Consider the following 19928-nt stretch of genomic DNA (forward strand, 5'->3'; position numbering starts at 1 on the left):
AGAGTCGCCGGGTCAGCGGAGCAGGGTGCGCAGCACGGCGGGCAGGGCGCGGGCCACCTCGGGGGCGGTGACCGGGCCGTCCTGGCCGGCCACCAGCGCCGCCGTGCCGTGCAGCCACGAACCGACCGATCCGGCGTCGAACGTGCTCAGCCCGGCTGCGAGGAGCGACCCGCAGAGCCCGGCGAGCACGTCGCCCGCCCCGGCGGTGGCCAGCCAGGGCGGACCGACCGTGGTGACCCGCACCTCCCCCGTCGGCTCGGCGACCAGCGTGTGCCGGCCCTTGAGCAGCACCGTGGCGTCGTACCGTCGGGCGGCGTCGCGGGCGAAGCGCAGCTGCTCGGCCTCCACCTCCTCGCGCTCGACGCCGAGCATCCGGGCCAGCTCCCCGGCGTGCGGCGTGAGCAGGGCGGGTACGCCGAGCGGGCCGTCGACGTGGGTGAGGCCGTCGGCGTCGACCACCACCGGCACGCGGTCGGCGAGCGAGTCGGCCAGCGCCTGCTCGGCGTCCGCGCCGCCGCCGGAGCCGATCACCCAGGCCTGCACCCGGCCCGCGCCGACCACCACCTCCGGGTGCGCCGCGCGGACCAGGTCGGCGGCCCCGCCGACGTAGCGGACCATGCCGACCAGGCCGGAGCCCGCTCCGGAGACGCAGAGCACCCCGGCGCCCGGGTACTGCTCGGAGCCGGCCCGCACACCGACGACGCCGCGGGTGTACTTGTGGGCGTCCGGCGCCGGTCGCGGCAGCAGCCCCCGGACGTCGTCGTCCTGCAGCGCGGTCACCGCCGGTTCCGGCAGGTCCAGGCCGAGGTCGACGAGGTGCACGACGCCGGAGGCCATCGCCGCGGGGTCGACGAGGTGCGCGACCTTGTGGGTCCCGAACGTCACCGTCACGGTCGCCCGCACGTGCGCGCCCCCGACCTGGCCGGTGTCCACCTCGACGCCCGAGGGGGTGTCCACGGCGACCACCGGGACGCCCTCGAGGGCGGCGACCACCGCGGCCGCGTCGTCGCGCAGGCCGCCGCGGCCGCCGATGCCGACGATGCCGTCCACCACCACGTCCGGGCGGGCGGCCTCCTCCACCGAGCCGACGACCCGTCCGCCCACGCCGAGCAGCGCCGCGAGGCCCGCCTCGTGGACGTGGTCCGGGCTGAGCAGCAGGGCCTCGACCCGGACGCCGCGCCGGGCCAGCAGCACGCCGCCGTACAGCGCGTCACCGCCGTTGTTGCCGGCGCCGACCAGGAGCAGCACCCGGGCGCCGTACGCGCGGCCGAGCAGGTCGAGGACGGCGTAGCCCAGACCGGCGGCGGCCCGCTGCATCAGGGACCCCTCGGGGACCCGCGCCATCAGCGCGGCCTCGGCGGCCCGGACCTGCTCGACGGTGTGTGCGCTGCGCATGCCGGCCAACCTACCCACCCGGCCCGCCCCCGCCCCCTGCCGTACGGCGGTCCCGTCGGCGTCCCGCGGCCACCCACGGCCAGGTGATCAGCGCCCACCCGGCCAGCAGGACCGCGAGCGCGGCGAGGACGTACACCGGCCACGGCCCGAGCAGGTCGAGCAGCGACGCGGACCCGGGCTTGTGGTTGACGTAGCCGTAGTTGACGTCGAGGGCCGAGTTGAAGGCGAAGACCAGGACCGCCCACACCACGGTGACGGCGACCGTGACGCGGTACTCCCGCCACCCGGGGCCGAGGCCGAGCCCGAGGGCGAGGTAGACCGCGGCCCACACGATCAGGAAGTGCATCGCCCAGAACGCGAGGTAGCCCGGCTGCGGGAAGGTCTCGACCAGCGAGGGCGTGAGGAGGCCCTGGACGCTGAGCGTGAGGCCCCAGTAGTAGGTGAGGGCGACGGGCACCCGGCCGTGGGTCCACAGCGCCCAGACCGCCGCCATCCACGCCAGGTCGCACAGCTGGAGCGGCAGCGAGGAGCCGAGGCTGAACCGGTCCGGTGTCAGCTGGACCACCTGGCTCGGGACCGTCACGCAGGGGATCGCCACCGCGAGGACCCGGCTGGACCGCCGGGCCCGGGCCGTCCCGCGCTGCGCCCTCCCCAGCAGCACGAGCCCGACCGCGCCGGCCAGGAAGAGGCCGAGCAGCAGGAAGTGCTCGGCGCCGAACGTCGTGAAACGTCCGGCGGCCATCTCAGGACTCGAGGATCACGACGGCCGAGGAGATCCCGGCGTCGTGGGACAGCGAGACGTGCACGCTGCGGACGCCGAGCTCGTCGGCGCGGGCCTGCACCGAGCCGCGGATGTCGAAGCGCGGGTCGCCGGTCGGGGCGTTGACGATCTCGGCGTCGTGCCAGCCCATCCCGGTCGGCGCCCCGAGCGCCTTGGCGAGGGCCTCCTTGGCGGCGAACCGGGCGGCCAGCGAGGCCAGCGGCCGCTCCCGCTCGGCCGGGGTGAACAGCCGGGTCAGCAGGCCCGGGGTGCGCTCGAGGGACTCCCCGAACCGGGCGATGTCGACGACGTCGATGCCGACTCCGAGGATCACTCGACGTCCCGCATCACTCGACGGTGACGGACTTGGCCAGGTTGCGGGGCTGGTCGACGTCGTTGCCCATCTGGGTGGCCAGCTCGCACGCGAACAGCTGGAGCGGCACCACCGCGACCATCGGCTGCAGCAGCGTCGGCACCCTGGGCAGCCTGATCAGCTCGTCGGCGTACGGCGTGACCTCGTCGTCGCCCTCCTCGGCGAGCACGATCGTGCGCGCACCGCGGGCCCGGACCTCCTGGATGCCGCTGACCATCTTGTCGTGCAGGAAGTCGCGGCCCTGCGGCGGCACGACGCAGAAGACCGGCAGCCGGTCCTCGACCAGCGCGATCGGACCGTGCTTGAGCTCGCCGGCGGCGAAGCCCTCGGCGTGGATGTAGGCGAGCTCCTTGAGCTTCAGCGCCCCCTCGAGGGCGACCGGGTAGCCGGCGTGCCGGCCCAGGAACAGCACCGACTTGGCGGTGGAGAGCTCGGCGGCCAGCGCGTGGATCGCGTCGGCCTGGTCCAGGATCGTCTGGACGTGCCGCGGCATCTGCTCGAGCTCGTGCACCACCCCGGCGATCTCGTCGCCGAACTTGGTGCCGCGCACCTGGGCGAGGTACAGCCCGAGCAGGTAGCAGGCGACCAGCTGGGTCATGAACCCTTGGTCGAGGCGACCCCGATCTCGGGCCCGGCGTGGGTGTAGATCACGGCGTCGGACTCGCGCGGGATCGTCGAGCCGTTGGTGTTGCAGATCGCCAGCACCCGGGAGCGCTGCTCGCGGGCGTGCCGGATCGCCATCAGGGTGTCCGCGGTCTCCCCGGACTGGCTGATCGCGACCACCAGGGTGTCGCGGGTCAGGATCGGGTCGCGGTAGCGGAACTCGTGGGCCAGCTCGACCTCGCACGGGATCCGGGTCCAGTGCTCGATGGCGTACTTCGCGACCATGCCGGCGTAGAACGCGGTACCGCAGCCGATCAGGATGATCTTGTCGATGCCGCGCAGCTCCTCCTCGCTGATCCGCAGCTCGTCGAGCTGCAGGGCGCCCTGCTCGTCGTGCCGACCGAGCATCGAGTCGGTGATCGCGGCCGGCTGCTCGTGGATCTCCTTGCGCATGAACCAGTCGTAGCCGCCCTTCTCGGCGGCCGACAGGTCCCAGTCCACGTGGTAGGGCCGGGCCTCGGCGGGCTGCCCGGCGAAGTCGGTGACCTGCACGCCGTCCCGGGTGATCGTGACCACCTGGTCCTGGCCGAGCTCGAGGGCGTCGCGGGTGTGCTCGATGAACGCGGACACGTCGGAGGCCAGGAAGTTCTCGCCGTCCCCGATGCCGACCACCAGCGGGCTGTTGCGGCGGGCGGCGACGACCCGGTCGGGGTCCTCGCCGTCGATCGCGACCAGCGTGAACGCGCCGTGCAGCCGGCCGCAGACGTGCTGCATGGCCTCGGTCAGCGTGCCGCCCGCGACGAGCGCCTGCTCCACGAGGTGGGCGGCGATCTCGGTGTCGGTCTCGGAGGTCAGCACGTGGCCGGCCGCCTCGAGCTCGCCGCGCAGCGCGGCGAAGTTCTCGATGATGCCGTTGTGCACGAGCGCGACCCGGCCGGTGGCGCCGAGGTGCGGGTGCGCGTTGGCGTCGTTCGGGGCGCCGTGGGTGGCCCAGCGGGTGTGCCCGATGCCCGTCGACGACGGGGGCAGCGGGTGCTCGGCCAGCGCCTTGTCCAGGTTGGCCAGCTTCCCGGCGCGCTTCTCCGAGGCGATCGTGCCCTCGTGGACCAGCGCGATGCCCGCGGAGTCGTAGCCGCGGTACTCCAGCCTGCGGAGACCGTCGATCACCACGCCCTCGGCCTGCCTCGGTCCGACGTACCCGACGATTCCACACATGGCCGTCACTCTACCGGCGGTGCCGCCCCCGGCCGCACGGCACACGCCTGCCACAATCCTCGGCATGGCTTCCGGCAACGGCGACGGTGCGTCCGCCCACGGGCATCCGCGGGGCGACCGGGAGTCGGGCCCGTACGTCGAGCTCGACCGGGACGCGTGGGCGGCCCTCGGCGCGGCCACCGAGCAGCCGCTGCTGCCCGAGGAGATCGACCGGGTCCGCGGGCTCGGCGACGAGCTCGACCTCGACGAGGTGCAGCAGGTCTACCTGCCGCTGTCCCGGCTGCTGAGCATGTACGCCGAGAGCGCCGGCGCGCTGCACCGCGCGCAGGAGGCCTTCCTCGACCAGCCGCAGCCGCCGCGCACGCCGTTCGTGATCGGCCTGGCCGGCTCGGTCGCGGTCGGCAAGTCGACGACCGCCCGGGTGCTGCAGCAGATGCTCGCGCACTGGCCCGAGCACCCGTCGGTGGCGCTGGTCACGACCGACGGCTTCCTCTACCCCAACGCCGAGCTGGAGCGCCGCGGGCTGATGGCCCGCAAGGGCTTCCCCGAGTCCTACGACCGCCGGGCGCTGCTGCGCTTCGTGATGGACATCAAGTCCGGGAAGGACGAGGTGGAGGCCCCGACGTACTCCCACCTGGTCTACGACGTCGTCCCCGACGAGAAGGTCGTGGTCGCGCACCCCGACATCGTGATCATCGAGGGCCTCAACGTGCTGCAGCCGGCGCGGGCCCGCGACGACGGCCGGGTGGGCCTGGCGATCAGCGACTTCTTCGACTTCTCGGTGTACGTCGACGCCGCGACCGCCGACATCCGGCGCTGGTACGTCGACCGGTTCCTGCGGCTGCGGGAGACCGCGTTCCGCAACCCGGCGTCGTACTTCGCCCGCTACGGCGACCTGACCGAGGACGAGGCGGTCGCCGAGGCGAACCGGATCTGGGACTCGGTCAACGGCCCGAACCTCAAGCAGAACGTGCAGCCGACCCGCGGCCGGGCCACCCTGGTGCTGCGCAAGTCGGCCGACCACTCGGTCCGCTTCGTCCGGCTCCGCAAGCTGTGACCCGCGGGTCCTAGAGACGGCGGAGGAACTCCGGGACCAGCGCCACCGGCTCGAAGCCGAGCCGGGCGTTGATGCCGATCATCTGCGCGTTCACCTCGGCGTTCTGGGTGACCACCTCGGTGAGGTAAGGCCGCTCGCGCTGCAGCCGGCGCAGGTTGGCGACCTTGACCGCGGCCCCGAGCCGGTGGCCCCGGTGGTCGCGGTGCACGAGCGTGGCCCACTGGACCGCCCGGGTGCCGTGCGGGCGGACCAGCAGGTCGCTGTGCGCGACCGCTTCCCCGTCACGGACCGCGAGGCTGCGCAGCACCGTGCGGCCGACCTTGCGATCGCGGGCCGCCTCGTGCCGGAACGCCTCAGGGGTGAACGCCTCCTCCTCGAACTCCAGCTCGCCGGTCGGTGCGTCGAGGGCGAGCTGGTTGACCAGGAAGCAGTAGGACTCCAGCAGCTCGTCGGGCAGGTCGTCGACGAACGTGCGGACCTCGTACCCCGCGGCGTGCGCGGCGACCTCCGCGTCGATCTCGTCGAGCAGCGGGTCCGGGACCGGGAGCGGGAGCTGCCGCACGACCTCGAGGTTCGCGGGCGCGAAGCCGTGCGCGGCGGCGAACCGCTGGGCGCGGGAGTCCTCGCGCTCCTCGAACCGGTACGACGCCCCGCTCATCACCTCGGTCCGGCCCAGGCCGCCGACGTGCTCGACGAGCGCCTCGAGCAGCGCACCGCCGACGCCGCGGCCGCGCAGGTCGGGCTCGACGGCCGGGAAGACGAAGGCCTTGTCGAGGTTGTCGTCCAGCGAGAGCCACGCGAGGCCGCCGCCGACCATCCGGTCCCCGTCGAAGATCCCGAGCGCGTCGGAGCGCTGGCCCGGCGAGGGCTCGCGCAGCGCGACGGCCATCTCCTCGAAGGACTGGAAGGTGTTCCAGGGGCGGCCGTCCTCCATCTCGGCGCGCCAGCCGATCTCGTGGAAGCGGCGGAGCTGGGCGTCGTCGTGGACGTCGATCGCGCGGGTCTGCATGCGGCCGAACCTAGGCGGCCGGAGGGCCACCCGTCACCTGGTTTACTTCGGTCGTGCTGCACCTCCGGATGCGGGTCCCCGCTCCCCTCACCGACCAGGTCGTCGGCCTGCTGTGCGACGACGACACGGTGACGAACGTCGCGGTCCTCGACGACGCCTACGCCAAGCCGCCCGGCACGCTGGTCACCGCGGACGTGGCCCGCGAGGGCGCCAACCCGGTGGTCGCGGCGCTGCGGGCACTCGACCTGCACCACGTCGGCTCGATCATGATCTCCGAGCCGGGGACGCTGCTCTCGGACGCCGCCGACGCGGCCGAGAAGGCGGCGCCCGGCATCCCCGACGACGGGATCGTGTGGGACGTCGTGGAGAACCGGGTCCGCACCGAGAGCGTGCTGTCCTGGGCGTTCCTCAGCTTCCTGACCCTGGCCACCCTGATCGCCGGCGCCGGCCGGCTGCTCGACCAGCCCATCCTGATCATCGGCGCGATGGTCGTCGGTCCGGAGTTCTCCCCCGTCGCCGCGATCTGCCTGGCCCTGGCGCGCCCGCGCTTCGCGCTCCTGCCGCAGGCCCTCACCACGCTGTTCGGCGGCTTCCTCGTCGCCATCCTGGTCTCGGTGCCGTTCTGGGTGGTCGCCCGCGCCCTCGGGCTCGCCTCCGCGGCCGACGCGGGCACCGGCCCGCAGACCGAGTTCATCATCCAGCCGGACATCTGGTCCTTCCTCATCGCGCTGCTCGCCGGGGTCGCGGGCGTGCTGGCGCTCACCACCTCGAAGTCCGGGCCGCTGGTCGGCGTCTTCATCTCGGTCACCACCGTCCCGGCGGTCGGCACGCTCGCGCTGTGCATCGGCGTCGGCCTCTGGTCGGAGATCCCCGGCGCGCTGGCCCAGCTCGGGATCAACCTGGCCGGCATGGTCCTCTCCGGTACGGCGACCCTGCTCCTCCAACGCGTGGTCTGGGCCCGGGTGGACCGCTCGTCGCGGCTGGCCGGCACGAAGGGGTTCCCCCGGTGACGACCGCACGGGTCGTGCCGGTCACCACCGAGATGGACGGCGACGAGCTCGACGCCGAGGACGCCTGGCACCTGAGCCGCCGGATCGGCGTGCGGCGGCTGCTGCTCGACTCGTTCGTGCGGTTCCGCTACGCCGACGGGTTCAGCCACAGCCGTGCCCTGGCCCTGCAGGTCGCCCTGTCCGTCGTACCGTTCCTGCTGGCGCTGTCCGGCCTGGCCGCCGACATCGACCACGAGCGCCCGGCGCGGGTGCTGGCCCGCACCATCGAGCAGCTCTCCCCCGGCGGCGGGTCGCGCGACGCGCTGGCGTCGGCGGTGACGAGCGGGCAGACCGGCGACCGGGCCGGCGAGATCGCCCTGGTGGTCGGGCTGTTCTTCTCGCTGCTGTCGATGACGACCGCGATGGCGCAGATCGAGCGCGGCACCAACCGGATCTACGGCATCCGCCGCGACCGCCAGGCCCTGGCGAAGTACGGCCGGGCGCTCGTGCTCACCGCGGTGCTCGCGGTCCCGGTGGGCGCCGGGTTCCTGCTGCTGGTCGCCGGCGGGTCGTTCGGGGACGCGATGAGCTCGACCTACGGCTGGTCGGAGACCACCGTGCACGTCTGGAACGTCGCCCGCTGGCCGGCCGGCGTCGCGCTGATGGTGTTCGCGATCGCCGTGCTGCTCGACCACGCGCCCCGCCGCCGGCAGCCCGCGCTGTCCTGGCTCGCGCTCGGCGCCGGGCTGGCGGTGCTGCTGGCCATGGCGGCCACCGCCTTCCTGGCCGCCTACGTGCACCTGAGCGGCTCGTTCGGGGCGATCTACGGCCCCCTCGGCGGCGTGTTCGCGCTGCTGCTCTGGTCCCTGCTCAGCTCGATCGCGCTGTTCGCCGGCGCCGCGGTCTGCGCCCAGCTGGAGTTCCTGCGCGCCGGCGGCGGGCACCCCGTGCACGACGACCCGGGCCGCCCGCCGTCCCAGGTCGTGCAGGGCTGACCCGGCACCGGTCGCCGGGACGCCCTCAGCAGGTCGGCGGGCCGGCGCAGGCCGCGTGGTCCGCGGGCGGCCCGTCCGCGGTGACCCGGTCCAGCAGCCGCCGGAAGGTGGCCGCCTCGTCGGCGTCGAGGCCCGCGAGGACCGCGCTCTCCACCTCCGCGAGCCGGGCGGTCGCCTCGGCCAGGGTGGCCTCGCCGGCCGGAGTGAGCAGCACCTGGCGGGCCCGCCGGTCGACCGGGTCGGGTCGGCGCTCCACCAGGCCGGCCTTCTCCAGGTCGTCGACGAGGTAGGTCATCACGGTCCGGTCGATGCCGATGCTCGCGGCGATGCCGGCCTGGTTGGCGCAGCGGCCCGACGAGGCGGTGGCCAGCAGCTGGTAGCCGCGCGGGCCGCCGGGCAGGTCGGCGACCGCGGTGCCGGCCTGCTGCAGGTAGGCGCGCAGCAGCGTCCCCAGCGCCTGGCCGAGGTCGGCGCGCACGGACGCGCCCCTCGGGGCGACGGTCGGGGCCTCGGTCGCGGTGCTGTCGGTCACCCGCCCAGTCTAGGCGGCCCTCCCCTGCGGTCGTCCCGCATGATAATCTTTTCCACAGATCATCTTTTGACGAGACCTTCTGCCACAAGGAGCACCCGTGCACACCCTCTTCCGCCTCGACGCCAGCATCCGCCAGGACGGCTCGGTCTCCCGGGCCGTCGCCGACACGATCGAGTCCACCCTCCGCGCCGAGCTCGGGGACACCACGGTGGTCCGCCGCGACGTGGCTGCCGACCCCGTCGACCCGCACGTCTGGGGCACCGCCGCGTTCGCCGGCTACACCCCCGAGGACCAGCGCTCCCCCGCACAGCGCGGCGCACTGGCCACTGCCGCGTCGTACGCCGACGAGCTCGCGGGGGCCGACGCGCTGGTGTTCGCCGTCCCGCTCTACAACTTCGGCGTCTCGCAGCACTTCAAGACCTGGTACGACGTGGTCTGCACCGACCCCCGCTTCGCCCCCGGCACCCGGACGCTCGCCGGCCGGCCCGGCTTCCTGGTCACCACCCGCGGCGGCGGGTACGGCGAGGGCACCCCGCGCGCCGGGTGGGACCACGCGACGGGCTGGATGCGCCGCGTCCTCGAGGACGTCTGGGGTCTGGACCTCGAGGTGGTCGAGACCGAGCTGACCCTCGCCGAGGTCACGCCCGCGATGGCCGACCTGCGCGAGCTGGCCCGTCAGCAGCTCGCCGACTCGCACGACGCCGCCCGGCACGCGGCCCGCTCGGTCACCGTCCGGCTGCGGTCGGTCGCCTAGCCCGCACCGGGTCAGAGCCGCTTCTGGAACTCGCCGAGACGCTGCACGGGCCGGAAGCCCATCGCCTCGTTCACCGCGACCATGTGGGTGTTCACCTCGGCGTTGTAGGTGAACAGCAGCGACCGCCCGGACTCGGCCGCCTGGAACCGGCGGAGGTTGTGCACCTTGGTGGCCAGCCCGAGCCGGTGCCCGCGGTGCGCGGGCCGCACCAGCGTGCCCCACTGGTAGACGTGCTCCGGGTCGTACGACGGGACGGCGAGCTCGGAGTAGGCGACCAGCGCGCCGTCCGGGGCGACCGCGACCGTCGTGTACTTCGTCCGGCCGGACGCCGCGAAGACCTCCTCGTCGGCGCGGATCCGGGCGGCGTCGAACACCTCCGGCTCGAAGTCCAGGTCGCCCATCGGCGCCTCGGTGATCAGCGACCCGATCAGCGCGCCGAACTCGTCGAGCAGGTCCTCGGGGACCGGCCCGACGAAGTCGCGCAGCCGGTAGCCGGGGTGCCGGGTGGCCGCCTCGGCGGCCAGCCGCCCGAGCAGCGCCTCGTCGGCCGGCAGGTCGAGGGCCCGCTTGACGTCGCCGAGGGAGAAGGAGAACCCGTGCCGGGTCAGGAAGTCGGCGTTCGGGGTGCCCACGCCGTCCGGCCGGCCGTGCACGGACCAGGCCGCGTCGGCGTTCAGCGTGCTCCGGCCGTGCGAGACCGCGACCGCGGTGAGGTGCTCCAGCAGCGCGGACGCGTAGCCGCGGCCGCGGTGGTCCGGGTGGGTGGCCACCTCGACGCGGGCGAGGTGCCGGTTGTCCATCAGCGGGAGCTCGACGAACCCGGTGCTCACGCAGCGCCCGTCGACGTACAGGCCGAAGGGCTCCATCCGCTCGCCGGTCCGGTCGCCGAGCATCTCCGCGCGCATCTCCTCCAGCATCCAGGGCGACGGGTACTCCTGCCCGAACACGTGGGCGGCGTGGTAGCTCGCGTGCCAGGCGGCCATCGCCGCCGGGTCGGCGGCGTCCAGCGGACGGATCTGCACCGGCTCAGACGGCCTTCTGCATCTCGACGCAGCGCTCGACCTCGCGGTAGCCGAGCGCGTCGTTGACGGCGTTCATCGGCGCGTTCACGTCGGCGTTGCCGGTGAGCAGGATCCGCAGGTCGGGGTACGCCGCGCGGGCCTGCCGGTGGTTCGCGAGCTTGATCGCGAGGCCGAGCTGGTGGCCGCGGTGGTCCCGGGAGACCAGCGTTCCGCTCTGGAAGCCGCGGGTGGTGATCCGCTCGTTGACCATCAGCTCGGTGACGGCGACCATCCGGCCGTCGGGGCTGATCGCGCCCGCCGACAGCTCGCGCCGCCCGGTGCGCAGGTTGCGGGCCTCGCGCTCCTCCACCCGCTTGCGGTCCCAGCGCTCGGGCTCGATCTCCATCTCCCCGATCGGGGCCTCGTCGAAGAACGCCTCGCAGAGCGCGCAGTAGTCGTCGACGTACTCCTCCGGGACGTGGTCGCGCCAGGTGATGACCCGGTAGTCCCCGCGGCTCGCGGCGGCCTTGGCCTCCAGGGCCGCCCAGGTCGGCTCGGTCTCGATCAGGTCGACGACCTTCATGCCGTCCTCGATGCCCGCCACGTAGCCCATCGACCGCGCGAACAGCACCCCGGGCGAGTCGCCGCCGGGAGGCGCGTAGGCCTCGGTCATCAGCAGCCGGCGGCCCGCGGCCCGGGTCACCTCGACGCAGGCCGCGTCCAGCGCCCGGCCGAACCCCTGCCGCTGGCGGGCCGGGTCCACGAAGATCACCGAGGAGGCCGAGTGCAGGTTGTCGAGCAGGTTCAGGTCCGTGCGGCCGGCCCCCACCATGGTGTCCCCGTCGAAGGCACCGAGCAGCACGAAGCGGATGTCCTCACGCCCGACCTGGTAGGTCGTCCACGCGGTCTCCCACTGGGGGTAGAAGTCGTAGGGACGGCACGCCGCCTCGGCGTCCCGCCCGATCTCCCAGTGCCGGTGCACCAGGGACTCGTCGGCCTGGTCGATCTCCCTGATCTCCACGACATGGGAGCCTAGGGACGCGAGTGACGTCGCGCACCCGAATTGCGCAGTCGGTGCGGTCAGGACAGGGACAGCTGGCTGCGGACCACGTCCGCGAGCCGCTCGGCCACGGTCCGCGCGTGGTCGGCGGTGCCGGCCTCGACCATCACCCGGACCAGGGGCTCGGTGCCCGAGGGGCGCAGCAGCACCCGGCCGCCGTCGCCCAGCTCGTACTCCGCCTCGGCGACCGCCGCGGCGAGCACCGCGTCCTCGTCGGCGCGGCCCTTGTCGACGCCGGGGACGTTGACCAGCACCTGCGGGAGCCGGTTCATCACCCCGGCCAGCGAGGCGAGCGACGCGTGCTGGTCGGCCATCCGGGCCAGCACGTGCAGGGCGGTCAGGATGCCGTCCCCGGTGGTCGCGTGCCCGCTCATGATCACGTGGCCGGACTGCTCGCCGCCCAGGGTGTAGCCGAAGGCCTTCATCGCCTCGAGGACGTAGCGGTCACCGACCTTGGTCTGGCGCACCCCGACGCCCTCGGCCCGCATCGCCTGGACGAAGCCCAGGTTGCTCATCACCGTGGCCACCACGGTGTCCGACCTCAGGGTGCCCGCGTCGCGCATCGCCAGGGCGAGCACCGCGAGCAGCTGGTCGCCGTCGACGACGTTGCCCTCGTGGTCCACCGCGAGGCACCGGTCGGCGTCGCCGTCGAGCGCGAAGCCGACGTCGGCGCCGTTCTCGAGGACCGCGCGCTGGAGCACGTCGAGGTGCGTGGAGCCGCAGCCGTCGTTGATGTTGAGGCCGTCCGGCTCGGCGCAGATCGCCACCACCTCGGCCCCGGCGTCGCGCAGCACCCGCGGCCCGGCCTCGGAGGCCGCCCCGTGGGCGCAGTCGAGGACCACCTTGATGCCGGCCAGCGTGGTGCCGACGGTGGAGACGAGGTGGGCGGCGTAGTCGCTGACCGCCGCGTCGTACGTCGAGACCCGGCCGACCGCGGCGCCGGTGGGCCGGTCCCACGGCTCGCGCAGCCGCTTCTCGATCGCCATCTCGATGGTGTCGTCGAGCTTCACCCCGCCGCGGGCGAGGAACTTGATGCCGTTGTCGGGCATCGGGTTGTGGCTGGCCGAGAGCACCACGCCGAGGTCCGCGCGCAGCGACTCGGTGAGGTACGCGACCCCCGGCGTCGGGAGCACGCCGAGCAGCAGCACGTCGACGCCGGCGGAGAGCAGCCCGGCCACGACCGCGGCCTCGAGGAACTGCCCCGAGATCCGGGTGTCCCTGCCGACGACGGCCAGAGGCCGGTGTCCGGAGAAGACACCGGCCTCGCCGAGGACGTGCGCGGCGGCGACGGAGAGGTCGAGCGCGAGCTCTGCGGTGAGCTCGGTGTTCGCCCGGCCTCGTACGCCGTCCGTCCCGAAGAGCCGACCCATCAGGGCCGGATCAGCGCTTGCTGTACTGCGGAGCCTTGCGGGCCTTCTTGAGGCCGGCCTTCTTGCGCTCGATGACGCGGGCGTCACGCGTGAGCAGCCCGGCCTTCTTCAGCGACGGGCGGTTCGCCTCCTCGTCGATGGCGTTCAGCGCACGGGCCACGCCGAGGCGCAGGGCGCCGGCCTGACCGGTGATGCCGCCGCCGTGGATGCGGGCGATCACGTCGAAGCGGCCCACCAGGTCGGTGTTCACGAAGGGCTCGTTCACGACCTGCTGGTGCAGCTTGTTCGGGAAGTAGGAGTCCAGCTGGCGACCGTTGACGGTCCAGACGCCGGTGCCGGGGACGAGACGCACCCGGGCCACGGCCTCCTTGCGACGGCCGGTGGCCGCTGCGGGAGCGATGGTCGCCGGGCGCGCGGGAGCGTCGTCGGACGGCGCGCTCTCGGAGCTGTAGGCGACGCCCTGCTCGTTGGGCTCGTAGGTCTCCTCGACCTCGGTGCCCTCGGTGGTGTCAGTCACGGGTTTCCTCGCTGCTTCGTTTTCTCGTACGGGTGCCGGCCGCGCCGGATGACTCGGAGTTACTGGGAGATCTGCTTGATCTCGAACGGCTGGGCCTTCTGCGCCGCGTGCGGGTGCTCGGGGCCGGCGTACACCTTGAGCTTGCCGAGCATCTGGCGGCTGAGCTTGTTCTTGGGGAGCATGCCCCACACGGCCTTCTCGATCGCGCGGCGCGGGTCCTTCTCGAGGAGCTCGCCGAACGGGGTGGAGGACAGGCCGCCCGGGTAGCCGGAGTGGCGGTAGGCGAGCTTCTTGGTCGCCTTGTCGCCGGAGAGCGAGACCTTGCCGGCGTTCACGACGATGACGAAGTCACCTCCGTCGACGTGCGGCGCGAACGTGGGCTTGTGCTTGCCACGCAGAAGGGTCGCGACCTGGACGGCGAGACGGCCGAGCACCACGTCTGTGGCGTCGATGACGTGCCACTCGCGCTGGAGGTCAGCGGGCTTCGGGCTGTACGTACGCACGTTGCTTACTCTCTCAGGTTGCTGATCAGGAGACCGGGTTGAGCTCAGAGATGGCTCGCCGGGGCGGGCCGGGCGCCGCGAGGCGGGTCCGAGGCGGATGCCCGACCGAGGGCCGGATCGACTCAGGACCGCAGGGAGGCAGCCGCGACCGATAAGAATACCGGCGGCGCGGCGCCTGGGTCAAAACGGCCCCGGTTTCGCCCCACGCAGGTTACGGCATAGGTTGGACGGGTATCCCACAGGACCGAACGACCAACTGAACACGATCCTTCCCGACCCTCGTCCACCTGCACCCCAGGTGACCTCTGGCGGCCGGGGACCACGAGCGAGGAGCCGACGTGACCGAGAGCACGGCCACTGCTTCCACAGACAGCAACGGGACCGGGAGCGAGACGCTCACCATCCGTGACAACCGCACCGGCCAGTCCTACGACGTCCCGATCCTGGACGGCACCATCAAGGCCTCCGACATCGGCCAGATCAAGGCCGACGACGAGACTCCCGGGCTGGCGGTCTACGACCCCGGCTTCGTGAACACGGCCTCGTGCCGCAGCGCGGTCACCTTCATCGACGGCGACAAGGGCATCCTGGAGTACCGCGGGTACCCGATCGAGCAGCTCGCGGAGAAGTCGAACTTCCTCGAGGTCTCCTACCTGCTGATCCACGGCGACCTGCCGACCAAGGAGCAGTACGACGCCTGGGTGCACGAGATCACCTACCACACGTTCGTGCACGAGAACGTCCGCGACTTCATGGAGGGCTTCCGCTACGACGCCCACCCGATGGGGATGCTGCTGGCCTCGGTCGGCGCGCTCTCCACGTTCTACCCGGAGTCCCGCAACATCTCCGACTCCGACAACCGGCACATGCAGATCGTCCGGCTGATCGCGAAGATGCCGACGCTCGGCGCCTGGTCGTTCCGGCACGCGCAGGGCAAGCCCTACGTCTACCCCGACAACGACCTCAGCTACACCGAGAACTTCCTCGGCATGCTGTTCAAGATGAGCGAGCGCAAGTTCGAGGCCGACCCGCGGCTGGTGAAGGCCCTCGACGTGCTGTTCATCCTGCACGCCGACCACGAGCAGAACTGCTCCACCAACGCGGTCCGGTCCGTCGGGTCGAGCCAGGTGGACCCCTACTCCGCGACCGCCGCCGGCATCGCGGCGCTCTACGGCCCGCTGCACGGCGGCGCCAACGAGTCCGTGCTGCGGATGCTGCGCCGGATCGGCTCGGTGGACAAGATCCCCGAGTTCATCGACGGCGTGAAGAACGGCAAGGAGAAGCTGATGGGCTTCGGCCACCGGGTCTACAAGAACTTCGACCCGCGCGCCAAGATCATCAAGAAGGCCTGCGACGACGTCTTCGAGGTCACCGGGGTCAACCCGCTGCTCGAGATCGCCCAGGAGCTGGAGAAGATCGCCCTCGAGGACGAGTACTTCATCAAGCGCAAGCTCTACCCCAACGTGGACTTCTACAGCGGCCTGATCTACGAGGCCCTCCAGTTCCCGCCCGAGATGTTCACCGTGCTCTTCGCGATCGGCCGCACCCCCGGCTGGCTCGCGCAGTGGCACGAGCTCGTGCAGGACAAGGAGCAGAAGATCGCCCGCCCCAAGCAGATCTACACCGGCGAGCGGACCCGGGACTTCGTCCCGGCGTCCGAGCGCTGGGCGTGAACGACGGCCGCCCGTCGGCCTGATCAGCACTCGTCACTCCCCACGAGCAAGCCTCGTGGGGAGTGACCTCTTTTTCGGTGACCTCGCAGTGTGACGACAGGGGAAGACAGCGGTGGAGATGGCGTACGACGACCTGGCCGTCGTGTTCGACCTGGGCAACGTGCTGATCCGGTGGGACCCGCACCCGGCCGTCGCCGCCGGCGTCGGCGCCGAGGAGGCCCGCCGGTTCCTGGCGGCCGAGGACTTCGACTTCCTGGCCTGGAACCACCTGATGGACGCGGGAGCACGGTGGGCCGACGCGTCCGCGCAGGTCCGGGACAGCCACCCGCACTGGTCGCCGCACGTCGCGGCCTACGGCGACCACTTCGCACTCAGCATCGCCGACCCGATCGAGGCCAACGTCGCGGTGCTGCGCGACCTGCACGCGGCCGGCGTCCCCGTCTTCGCGCTGACCAACTGGTCCGACGAGCTGTTCCCGCAGGCGCTCGCCCGGCACGACTTCCTCGGCCTTTTCGCCGACATCGTGGTGTCCGGGGCGGAGGGTCTCGCCAAGCCGGACCCGGCCATCTTCGAGCGGCTGCGCGAGCGGATCGGCCGACCGCTGGGGACCTGCGTGTTCGTCGACGACTCGGCGGCCAACGTGGCCGCCGCCGCCGCGGCCGGGATGGACGCGATCCGGTTCACCGGGGAGGTCGAGCTCCGGCCTCAGCTGCGGCGCCGCGGGCTGCCCGTCTGAGGGGCGCTCCGGCCCGGGCGGCGACGCAGCCGCTCCCGCTCCGCGCCCGCCGCGGCCCGCTCGACCTCGAGCAGCGAGAGGCCCTCCCGCTCGGCCTCGAAGGCCTCCCTGCCCCCGCGGATCCCGAACAGCCGCTTGGTCCAGAGCAGGTAGACCACCGCGAAGACGTTGAGCACGAACGCGACGGCCCGCAGCCAGGTGACCTGCTCGGCGAGCTCGTAGACCTCGAGCGGGATGAACACCGACGTGCCGACGACCGCGACGTACTCGCCCCAGCGCTTCATCATCCAGAGCCCGACCGCCTCGACGAGCTCCAGGACCCCGTACGCCAGGACGCCGGCGGCCACCATCAGCAGGGTGGAGTGCTGGGCGTTCAGCGCCTTCTCGATCAGCCGCACCGGACCGGCGGACTCCAGGTCGATCCCGAGCCGGTCGGTGACCGGGCGGAGCAGCGGGAGGTACTCGTCGAAGACCTGGCGCAGGGAGTTCCGGGAGCCGTTGAAGGCGTAGACGCCGTAGGCGAGCAGCACCAGCAGGACGCCGCGGATCCCCCCGCTCGACGGCCAGCACCCGCAGGATCGCCGCGTCGCGCAGCGCCTTCCCGCGCAGCACCACCGGCGCCTGGTCGGCCGGGCCGTGGCCGCGGGCCTCCCCCACCACGAAGGCGCCGCAGCGCAGGCAGCGCCACGCGGGACCGGTCGCGGTGGCGACGCTGAGCCGGTCGGCGAGGCCCGCCTCGGTCGGTCGGTAGGTCGCGTGGCCGTGCCAGCCGCAGGATCGCAGCTCCCAGTCGAAGTTCCTCAGCGGTCGCTGCACGCTCGCAGCCTACGACCGGGGTCCCGCCCGGGACGGCGGACGCAGGTATCAGGACGCCCGCCCGGGGGCTCCTCCCGGGCATGACACCTCACCCGCTCGCCACCTGGGTCCAGCTCTCCGTCTCCCCCGCAGCGGCACGCCACCCGACGGCGCCGCCGCCTGCGGGCCGCGCGCCTGGTGCTCGGCGCCGCCGTCCGGCGCGAGGCCGACGGCGCCGTCGAGACCACCACCCCACCGCGGATCCCCGCGCAGCGCAGCCGTCCCGTCGGGCTCTGAGACCGGCACCGCGGCGCGCCGACCTCAGGCGACCGTGCGGCGGTAGCCCGCCGTCGCGACGGCGTAGGCGACGACCAGGAGGCCCAGGCACCAGGCCAGCGCGACCCAGATGTCGGCGCTGACCGGCTGCTGCGCCAAGAGGTCGCGGATCGTGTCGACCAGGGACGTCACCGGCTGGTGCTCGGCGAACGCACGCACCGGGCCGGGCATGGTGTCGGTGGGCACGAAGGCCGAGCTGATGAACGGCAGGAAGACGATCGGGTAGGAGAAGGCGCCCGCGCCGTCCACGGTCGTGGCGGACAGCCCGGCGATCACCGCGACCCAGGTCACCGCCAGCGTGAACAGCACGAGGATCCCCGTGACGGCGAGCCAGGCCAGCACCCCCGCCGGGGAGCGGAACCCGATCAGGAGAGCGACGAGCACCACGACCGCGAGCGAGACCAGGTTCGAGACCACCGAGGTCAGCACGTGCGCCCACAGCACGCTCGAGCGGGCGATCGGCAGCGACTGGAACCGCTCGACGATGCCGCTCTGCAGGTCGGTGAAGAGCCGGAAGGCGGTGTAGGAGATGCCCGTCGCGATCGTGATGAGCAGGATCCCGGGCAGCAGGTAGTCGACGTACCGGCCCGACCGGGTGTGGATCGCGCCGCCGAACACGTAGACGAACAGCAGCATCAACGCGATCGGCATGATCGCGACGGTGAGGACGGTGTCCAGGCTGCGCGTGACGTGCCGCACGGACCGGCCGAGCAGGACGACGGTGTCGCCGAGGGCGTGGGTGGTCATCGTGGCTCCTCGACTCTCGTGCGGCCGGCCGCGGCGACCGCGGTGCCGGTGCCGACGACCGCGAGGAAGACGTCCTCGAGGGTCGGCTGCTTCTCGACGTGCTCGACCTCGGCGGGCGGCAGCAGCCGCCTCAGGTCGGCGAGGGTGCCGTTCGCGATGATCCGTCCCTCGTGGAGGATCGCGATCCGGTCGGCGAGCTGCTCGGCCTCGTCGAGGTACTGCGTGGTGAGCAGCACCGTCGTGCCCTGCCGGGCCAGCTCCCGGACGCTGTTCCACACCTCGAGGCGGGACTGCGGGTCGAGGCCGGTGGTCGGTTCGTCCAGGAAGATCACCGGCGGGTCGCCGACCAGGCTCATCGCGATGTCCAGGCGGCGCCGCATCCCTCCGGAGTACGTCGCCACCCGTCGCCGAGCCGCGTCGGTGAGGCCGAAGCGGGCCAGCAGCGCGTCCGCGACCCGGCCGACGTCGTCCAGGTGCCGCAGCCGGGCCACCAGCACCAGGTTCTCGCGCCCGGTGAGGACGTCGTCCACCGCCGCGAACTGCCCGGTGAGGCTGATGGACTCCCGCACGTCCGCGGCTCGCGCGACGACGTCGAAGCCCTCCACGGTCGCCGACCCCGCGTCGGGTCGGAGCAGCGTGGACAGGATCCTCACCACCGTGGTCTTGCCGGCGCCGTTGGAGCCGAGCAGGGCGAAGATGCTTCCCCGCGCCACCGCGAAGTCCGTGCCGCGCAGCACGTGCAGGTCGCCGAAGGACTTCTCGAGGCCGCGCACGCGGATCGCCTCCCCCGGCCGGGTCGTCATCGGGACGCCTCCGCGTCGCCGGTGTCCTCCCGGACGGCGCGCTCGACGGCACTGGTCAGCCGCTCCCGTTCCTTGCCGGTCCAGCCCTCCGGGTAGTTCCGGAGGAACGCCGCGGCGAACTCCACCGGGTCCTCCCCGACGATCGCGCGGACCGGGGTGCCGCTCGCCGCGCTCTGCTCGAAGAGGTCGGCCAGGTCCTCGAGCATCGAGGACAGGCTGTCACCGTCGCTCGGCCCGAACACCATGAGGTACCGCTCCAGCCCGTCGACCGCCGTGCGGTAGCTCGCGGGCAGCCGCCTCGTGCGGGCCTTGTACTGCCGGTACCGCCGTTTCTCGGCGATCATCCTGGTGGGGAACATGGTCACCTGCCTCCTTCGCGGAGCTGTTCGAGCCGTTCTGCGAGGAAGCTCCAGGTCCTCCAGAACTCTTCGAGGTAGTCCTGTCCCTGCGCGTTGAGCGAGTAGACCTTGCGCGGCGGCCCCTTCTCCGAGGGGACCTTCTCCACGTCCACGAGTCCGCGCTGCTCGATCCTGATGAGCAGCGCGTAGACGGTGCCCTCGGCGATGTCGGAGAAGCCCTTCTCCCGCAGCCAGGCGGTGATCTCGTAGCCGTAGGCGGGCCGACCGGCGAGGACCGCGAGGACGATGCCCTCCAGCGTCCCCTTGAGCATCTCCGTGACCAGCTTGCCCATGGAGCACCTCCTGC

At 72.7% G+C, this 19928-nt stretch carries 21 protein-coding genes and 1 pseudogene; 6 read left to right on the forward strand and 16 right to left on the reverse strand.

What is annotated here, in order from left to right:
- Positions 1-12 precede the first annotated feature (12 nt).
- From KRR39_RS15530 to glmS, 4 genes and pseudogenes are all read right to left on the reverse strand, one after another.
- The gene (locus tag KRR39_RS15530; RefSeq protein ID WP_216938282.1) at positions 13-1395 is read right to left on the reverse strand and encodes an NAD(P)H-hydrate dehydratase; all 1383 of its coding nucleotides are present in this window, start codon (positions 1393-1395) and stop codon (positions 13-15) included.
- 10 nt (positions 1396-1405) lie between these two features.
- The gene (locus tag KRR39_RS15535; protein WP_216938283.1) at positions 1406-2137 is read right to left on the reverse strand and encodes a YwaF family protein; all 732 of its coding nucleotides are present in this window, start codon (positions 2135-2137) and stop codon (positions 1406-1408) included.
- Between the two features lies 1 nt (position 2138).
- A complete protein-coding gene (locus KRR39_RS15540) occupies positions 2139-2489 on the reverse strand; it encodes a holo-ACP synthase (RefSeq protein ID WP_216938285.1) in 351 nt (116 codons plus the stop codon).
- Between the two features lie 13 nt (positions 2490-2502).
- Positions 2503-4346 (reverse strand): annotated as a pseudogene (glmS, locus tag KRR39_RS15545) (glutamine--fructose-6-phosphate transaminase (isomerizing)).
- Positions 4347-4410: 64 nt separating this feature from the next.
- Here glmS and coaA point away from each other — a divergent pair.
- Positions 4411-5403 (forward strand): type I pantothenate kinase, encoded by a 993-nt coding sequence (gene coaA, locus KRR39_RS15550; RefSeq protein ID WP_216938287.1) that lies wholly within the window; start codon positions 4411-4413, stop codon positions 5401-5403.
- Positions 5404-5413: 10 nt separating this feature from the next.
- On the opposite strand, the gene KRR39_RS15555 is transcribed toward coaA, so the two are convergent.
- Complete coding sequence (locus KRR39_RS15555; RefSeq protein WP_216938288.1) at positions 5414-6412, reverse strand: GNAT family N-acetyltransferase; 999 nt, start codon at positions 6410-6412, stop codon at positions 5414-5416.
- Positions 6413-6465: 53 nt separating this feature from the next.
- Between KRR39_RS15555 and KRR39_RS15560 the strand changes: the two genes are divergently transcribed.
- Both KRR39_RS15560 and KRR39_RS15565 read left to right on the forward strand, forming a co-directional pair.
- Positions 6466-7422 (forward strand): DUF389 domain-containing protein, encoded by a 957-nt coding sequence (locus KRR39_RS15560; RefSeq protein WP_216938290.1) that lies wholly within the window; start codon positions 6466-6468, stop codon positions 7420-7422.
- Positions 7419-8396 carry a YihY/virulence factor BrkB family protein gene (locus KRR39_RS15565; RefSeq protein ID WP_216938293.1) on the forward strand — a complete coding sequence of 326 codons (978 nt, stop codon included), beginning with the start codon at positions 7419-7421 and terminating at the stop codon, positions 8394-8396. Before KRR39_RS15560 ends, KRR39_RS15565 begins: the two co-directional genes overlap by 4 nt.
- Positions 8397-8421: 25 nt before the next feature.
- Here KRR39_RS15565 and KRR39_RS15570 read toward each other — a convergent pair whose 3' ends face one another.
- Positions 8422-8928 carry a MarR family winged helix-turn-helix transcriptional regulator gene (locus KRR39_RS15570; protein WP_216938295.1) on the reverse strand — a complete coding sequence of 169 codons (507 nt, stop codon included), beginning with the start codon at positions 8926-8928 and terminating at the stop codon, positions 8422-8424.
- A 97-nt stretch (positions 8929-9025) separates the two neighbouring features.
- Here KRR39_RS15570 and KRR39_RS15575 point away from each other — a divergent pair, with 97 nt between their 5' ends.
- On the forward strand, positions 9026-9682 hold the full coding sequence (locus KRR39_RS15575; protein ID WP_216938297.1) for an FMN-dependent NADH-azoreductase: 657 nt from the start codon (positions 9026-9028) through the stop codon (positions 9680-9682).
- An 11-nt stretch (positions 9683-9693) separates the two neighbouring features.
- Here the strand turns inward: KRR39_RS15575 and KRR39_RS15580 are convergent, their stop codons facing one another.
- The 5 genes from KRR39_RS15580 to rplM are packed head-to-tail and all read right to left on the reverse strand — an operon-like array spanning position 9694 to position 14133.
- Positions 9694-10704 (reverse strand): GNAT family N-acetyltransferase, encoded by a 1011-nt coding sequence (locus KRR39_RS15580; RefSeq protein ID WP_216938303.1) that lies wholly within the window; start codon positions 10702-10704, stop codon positions 9694-9696.
- Between the two features lie 4 nt (positions 10705-10708).
- On the reverse strand, positions 10709-11704 hold the full coding sequence (locus KRR39_RS15585) for a GNAT family N-acetyltransferase (RefSeq protein WP_216938305.1): 996 nt from the start codon (positions 11702-11704) through the stop codon (positions 10709-10711).
- A gap of 59 nt (positions 11705-11763) precedes the next feature.
- A complete protein-coding gene (gene glmM, locus KRR39_RS15590; RefSeq protein ID WP_216938307.1) occupies positions 11764-13113 on the reverse strand; it encodes a phosphoglucosamine mutase in 1350 nt (449 codons plus the stop codon).
- Positions 13114-13123: 10 nt separating this feature from the next.
- The gene (rpsI, locus tag KRR39_RS15595) at positions 13124-13630 is read right to left on the reverse strand and encodes a 30S ribosomal protein S9 (RefSeq protein WP_216938309.1); all 507 of its coding nucleotides are present in this window, start codon (positions 13628-13630) and stop codon (positions 13124-13126) included.
- A gap of 59 nt (positions 13631-13689) precedes the next feature.
- Positions 13690-14133, reverse strand: a complete 444-nt coding sequence (rplM, locus tag KRR39_RS15600) for a 50S ribosomal protein L13 (protein WP_216938311.1) — start codon at positions 14131-14133, stop codon at positions 13690-13692.
- Between the two features lie 338 nt (positions 14134-14471).
- Between rplM and KRR39_RS15605 the strand changes: the two genes are divergently transcribed.
- A complete protein-coding gene (locus tag KRR39_RS15605) occupies positions 14472-15806 on the forward strand; it encodes a citrate synthase (protein WP_254185181.1) in 1335 nt (444 codons plus the stop codon).
- A gap of 118 nt (positions 15807-15924) precedes the next feature.
- Complete coding sequence (locus KRR39_RS15610; RefSeq protein ID WP_216938313.1) at positions 15925-16542, forward strand: HAD family hydrolase; 618 nt, start codon at positions 15925-15927, stop codon at positions 16540-16542.
- Here KRR39_RS15610 and KRR39_RS15615 read toward each other — a convergent pair.
- From KRR39_RS15615 to KRR39_RS15635, 5 genes are all read right to left on the reverse strand, one after another.
- Complete coding sequence (locus KRR39_RS15615) at positions 16512-17090, reverse strand: DUF2127 domain-containing protein (protein ID WP_302053594.1); 579 nt, start codon at positions 17088-17090, stop codon at positions 16512-16514. The two genes, KRR39_RS15610 and KRR39_RS15615, sit on opposite strands and share 31 nt — an antisense overlap.
- A gap of 568 nt (positions 17091-17658) precedes the next feature.
- Positions 17659-18420 (reverse strand): ABC transporter permease, encoded by a 762-nt coding sequence (locus KRR39_RS15620; protein ID WP_216938316.1) that lies wholly within the window; start codon positions 18418-18420, stop codon positions 17659-17661.
- Positions 18417-19223 (reverse strand): ABC transporter ATP-binding protein, encoded by an 807-nt coding sequence (locus tag KRR39_RS15625; protein ID WP_216938318.1) that lies wholly within the window; start codon positions 19221-19223, stop codon positions 18417-18419. The genes KRR39_RS15620 and KRR39_RS15625 overlap by 4 nt, the downstream gene beginning before the upstream one ends.
- Positions 19220-19582 carry a DUF1048 domain-containing protein gene (locus KRR39_RS15630; protein WP_216942705.1) on the reverse strand — a complete coding sequence of 121 codons (363 nt, stop codon included), beginning with the start codon at positions 19580-19582 and terminating at the stop codon, positions 19220-19222. The genes KRR39_RS15625 and KRR39_RS15630 overlap by 4 nt, the downstream gene beginning before the upstream one ends.
- 2 nt (positions 19583-19584) lie before the next feature.
- Entirely contained in the window at positions 19585-19914 is a 330-nt protein-coding gene (locus tag KRR39_RS15635) for a PadR family transcriptional regulator (protein ID WP_216938320.1), read from the reverse strand.
- Between the last annotated feature and the right edge of the window lie 14 nt (positions 19915-19928).

This window comes from Nocardioides panacis (assembly GCF_019039255.1).
Taxonomy (GTDB): domain Bacteria; phylum Actinomycetota; class Actinomycetes; order Propionibacteriales; family Nocardioidaceae; genus Nocardioides_B; species Nocardioides_B panacis.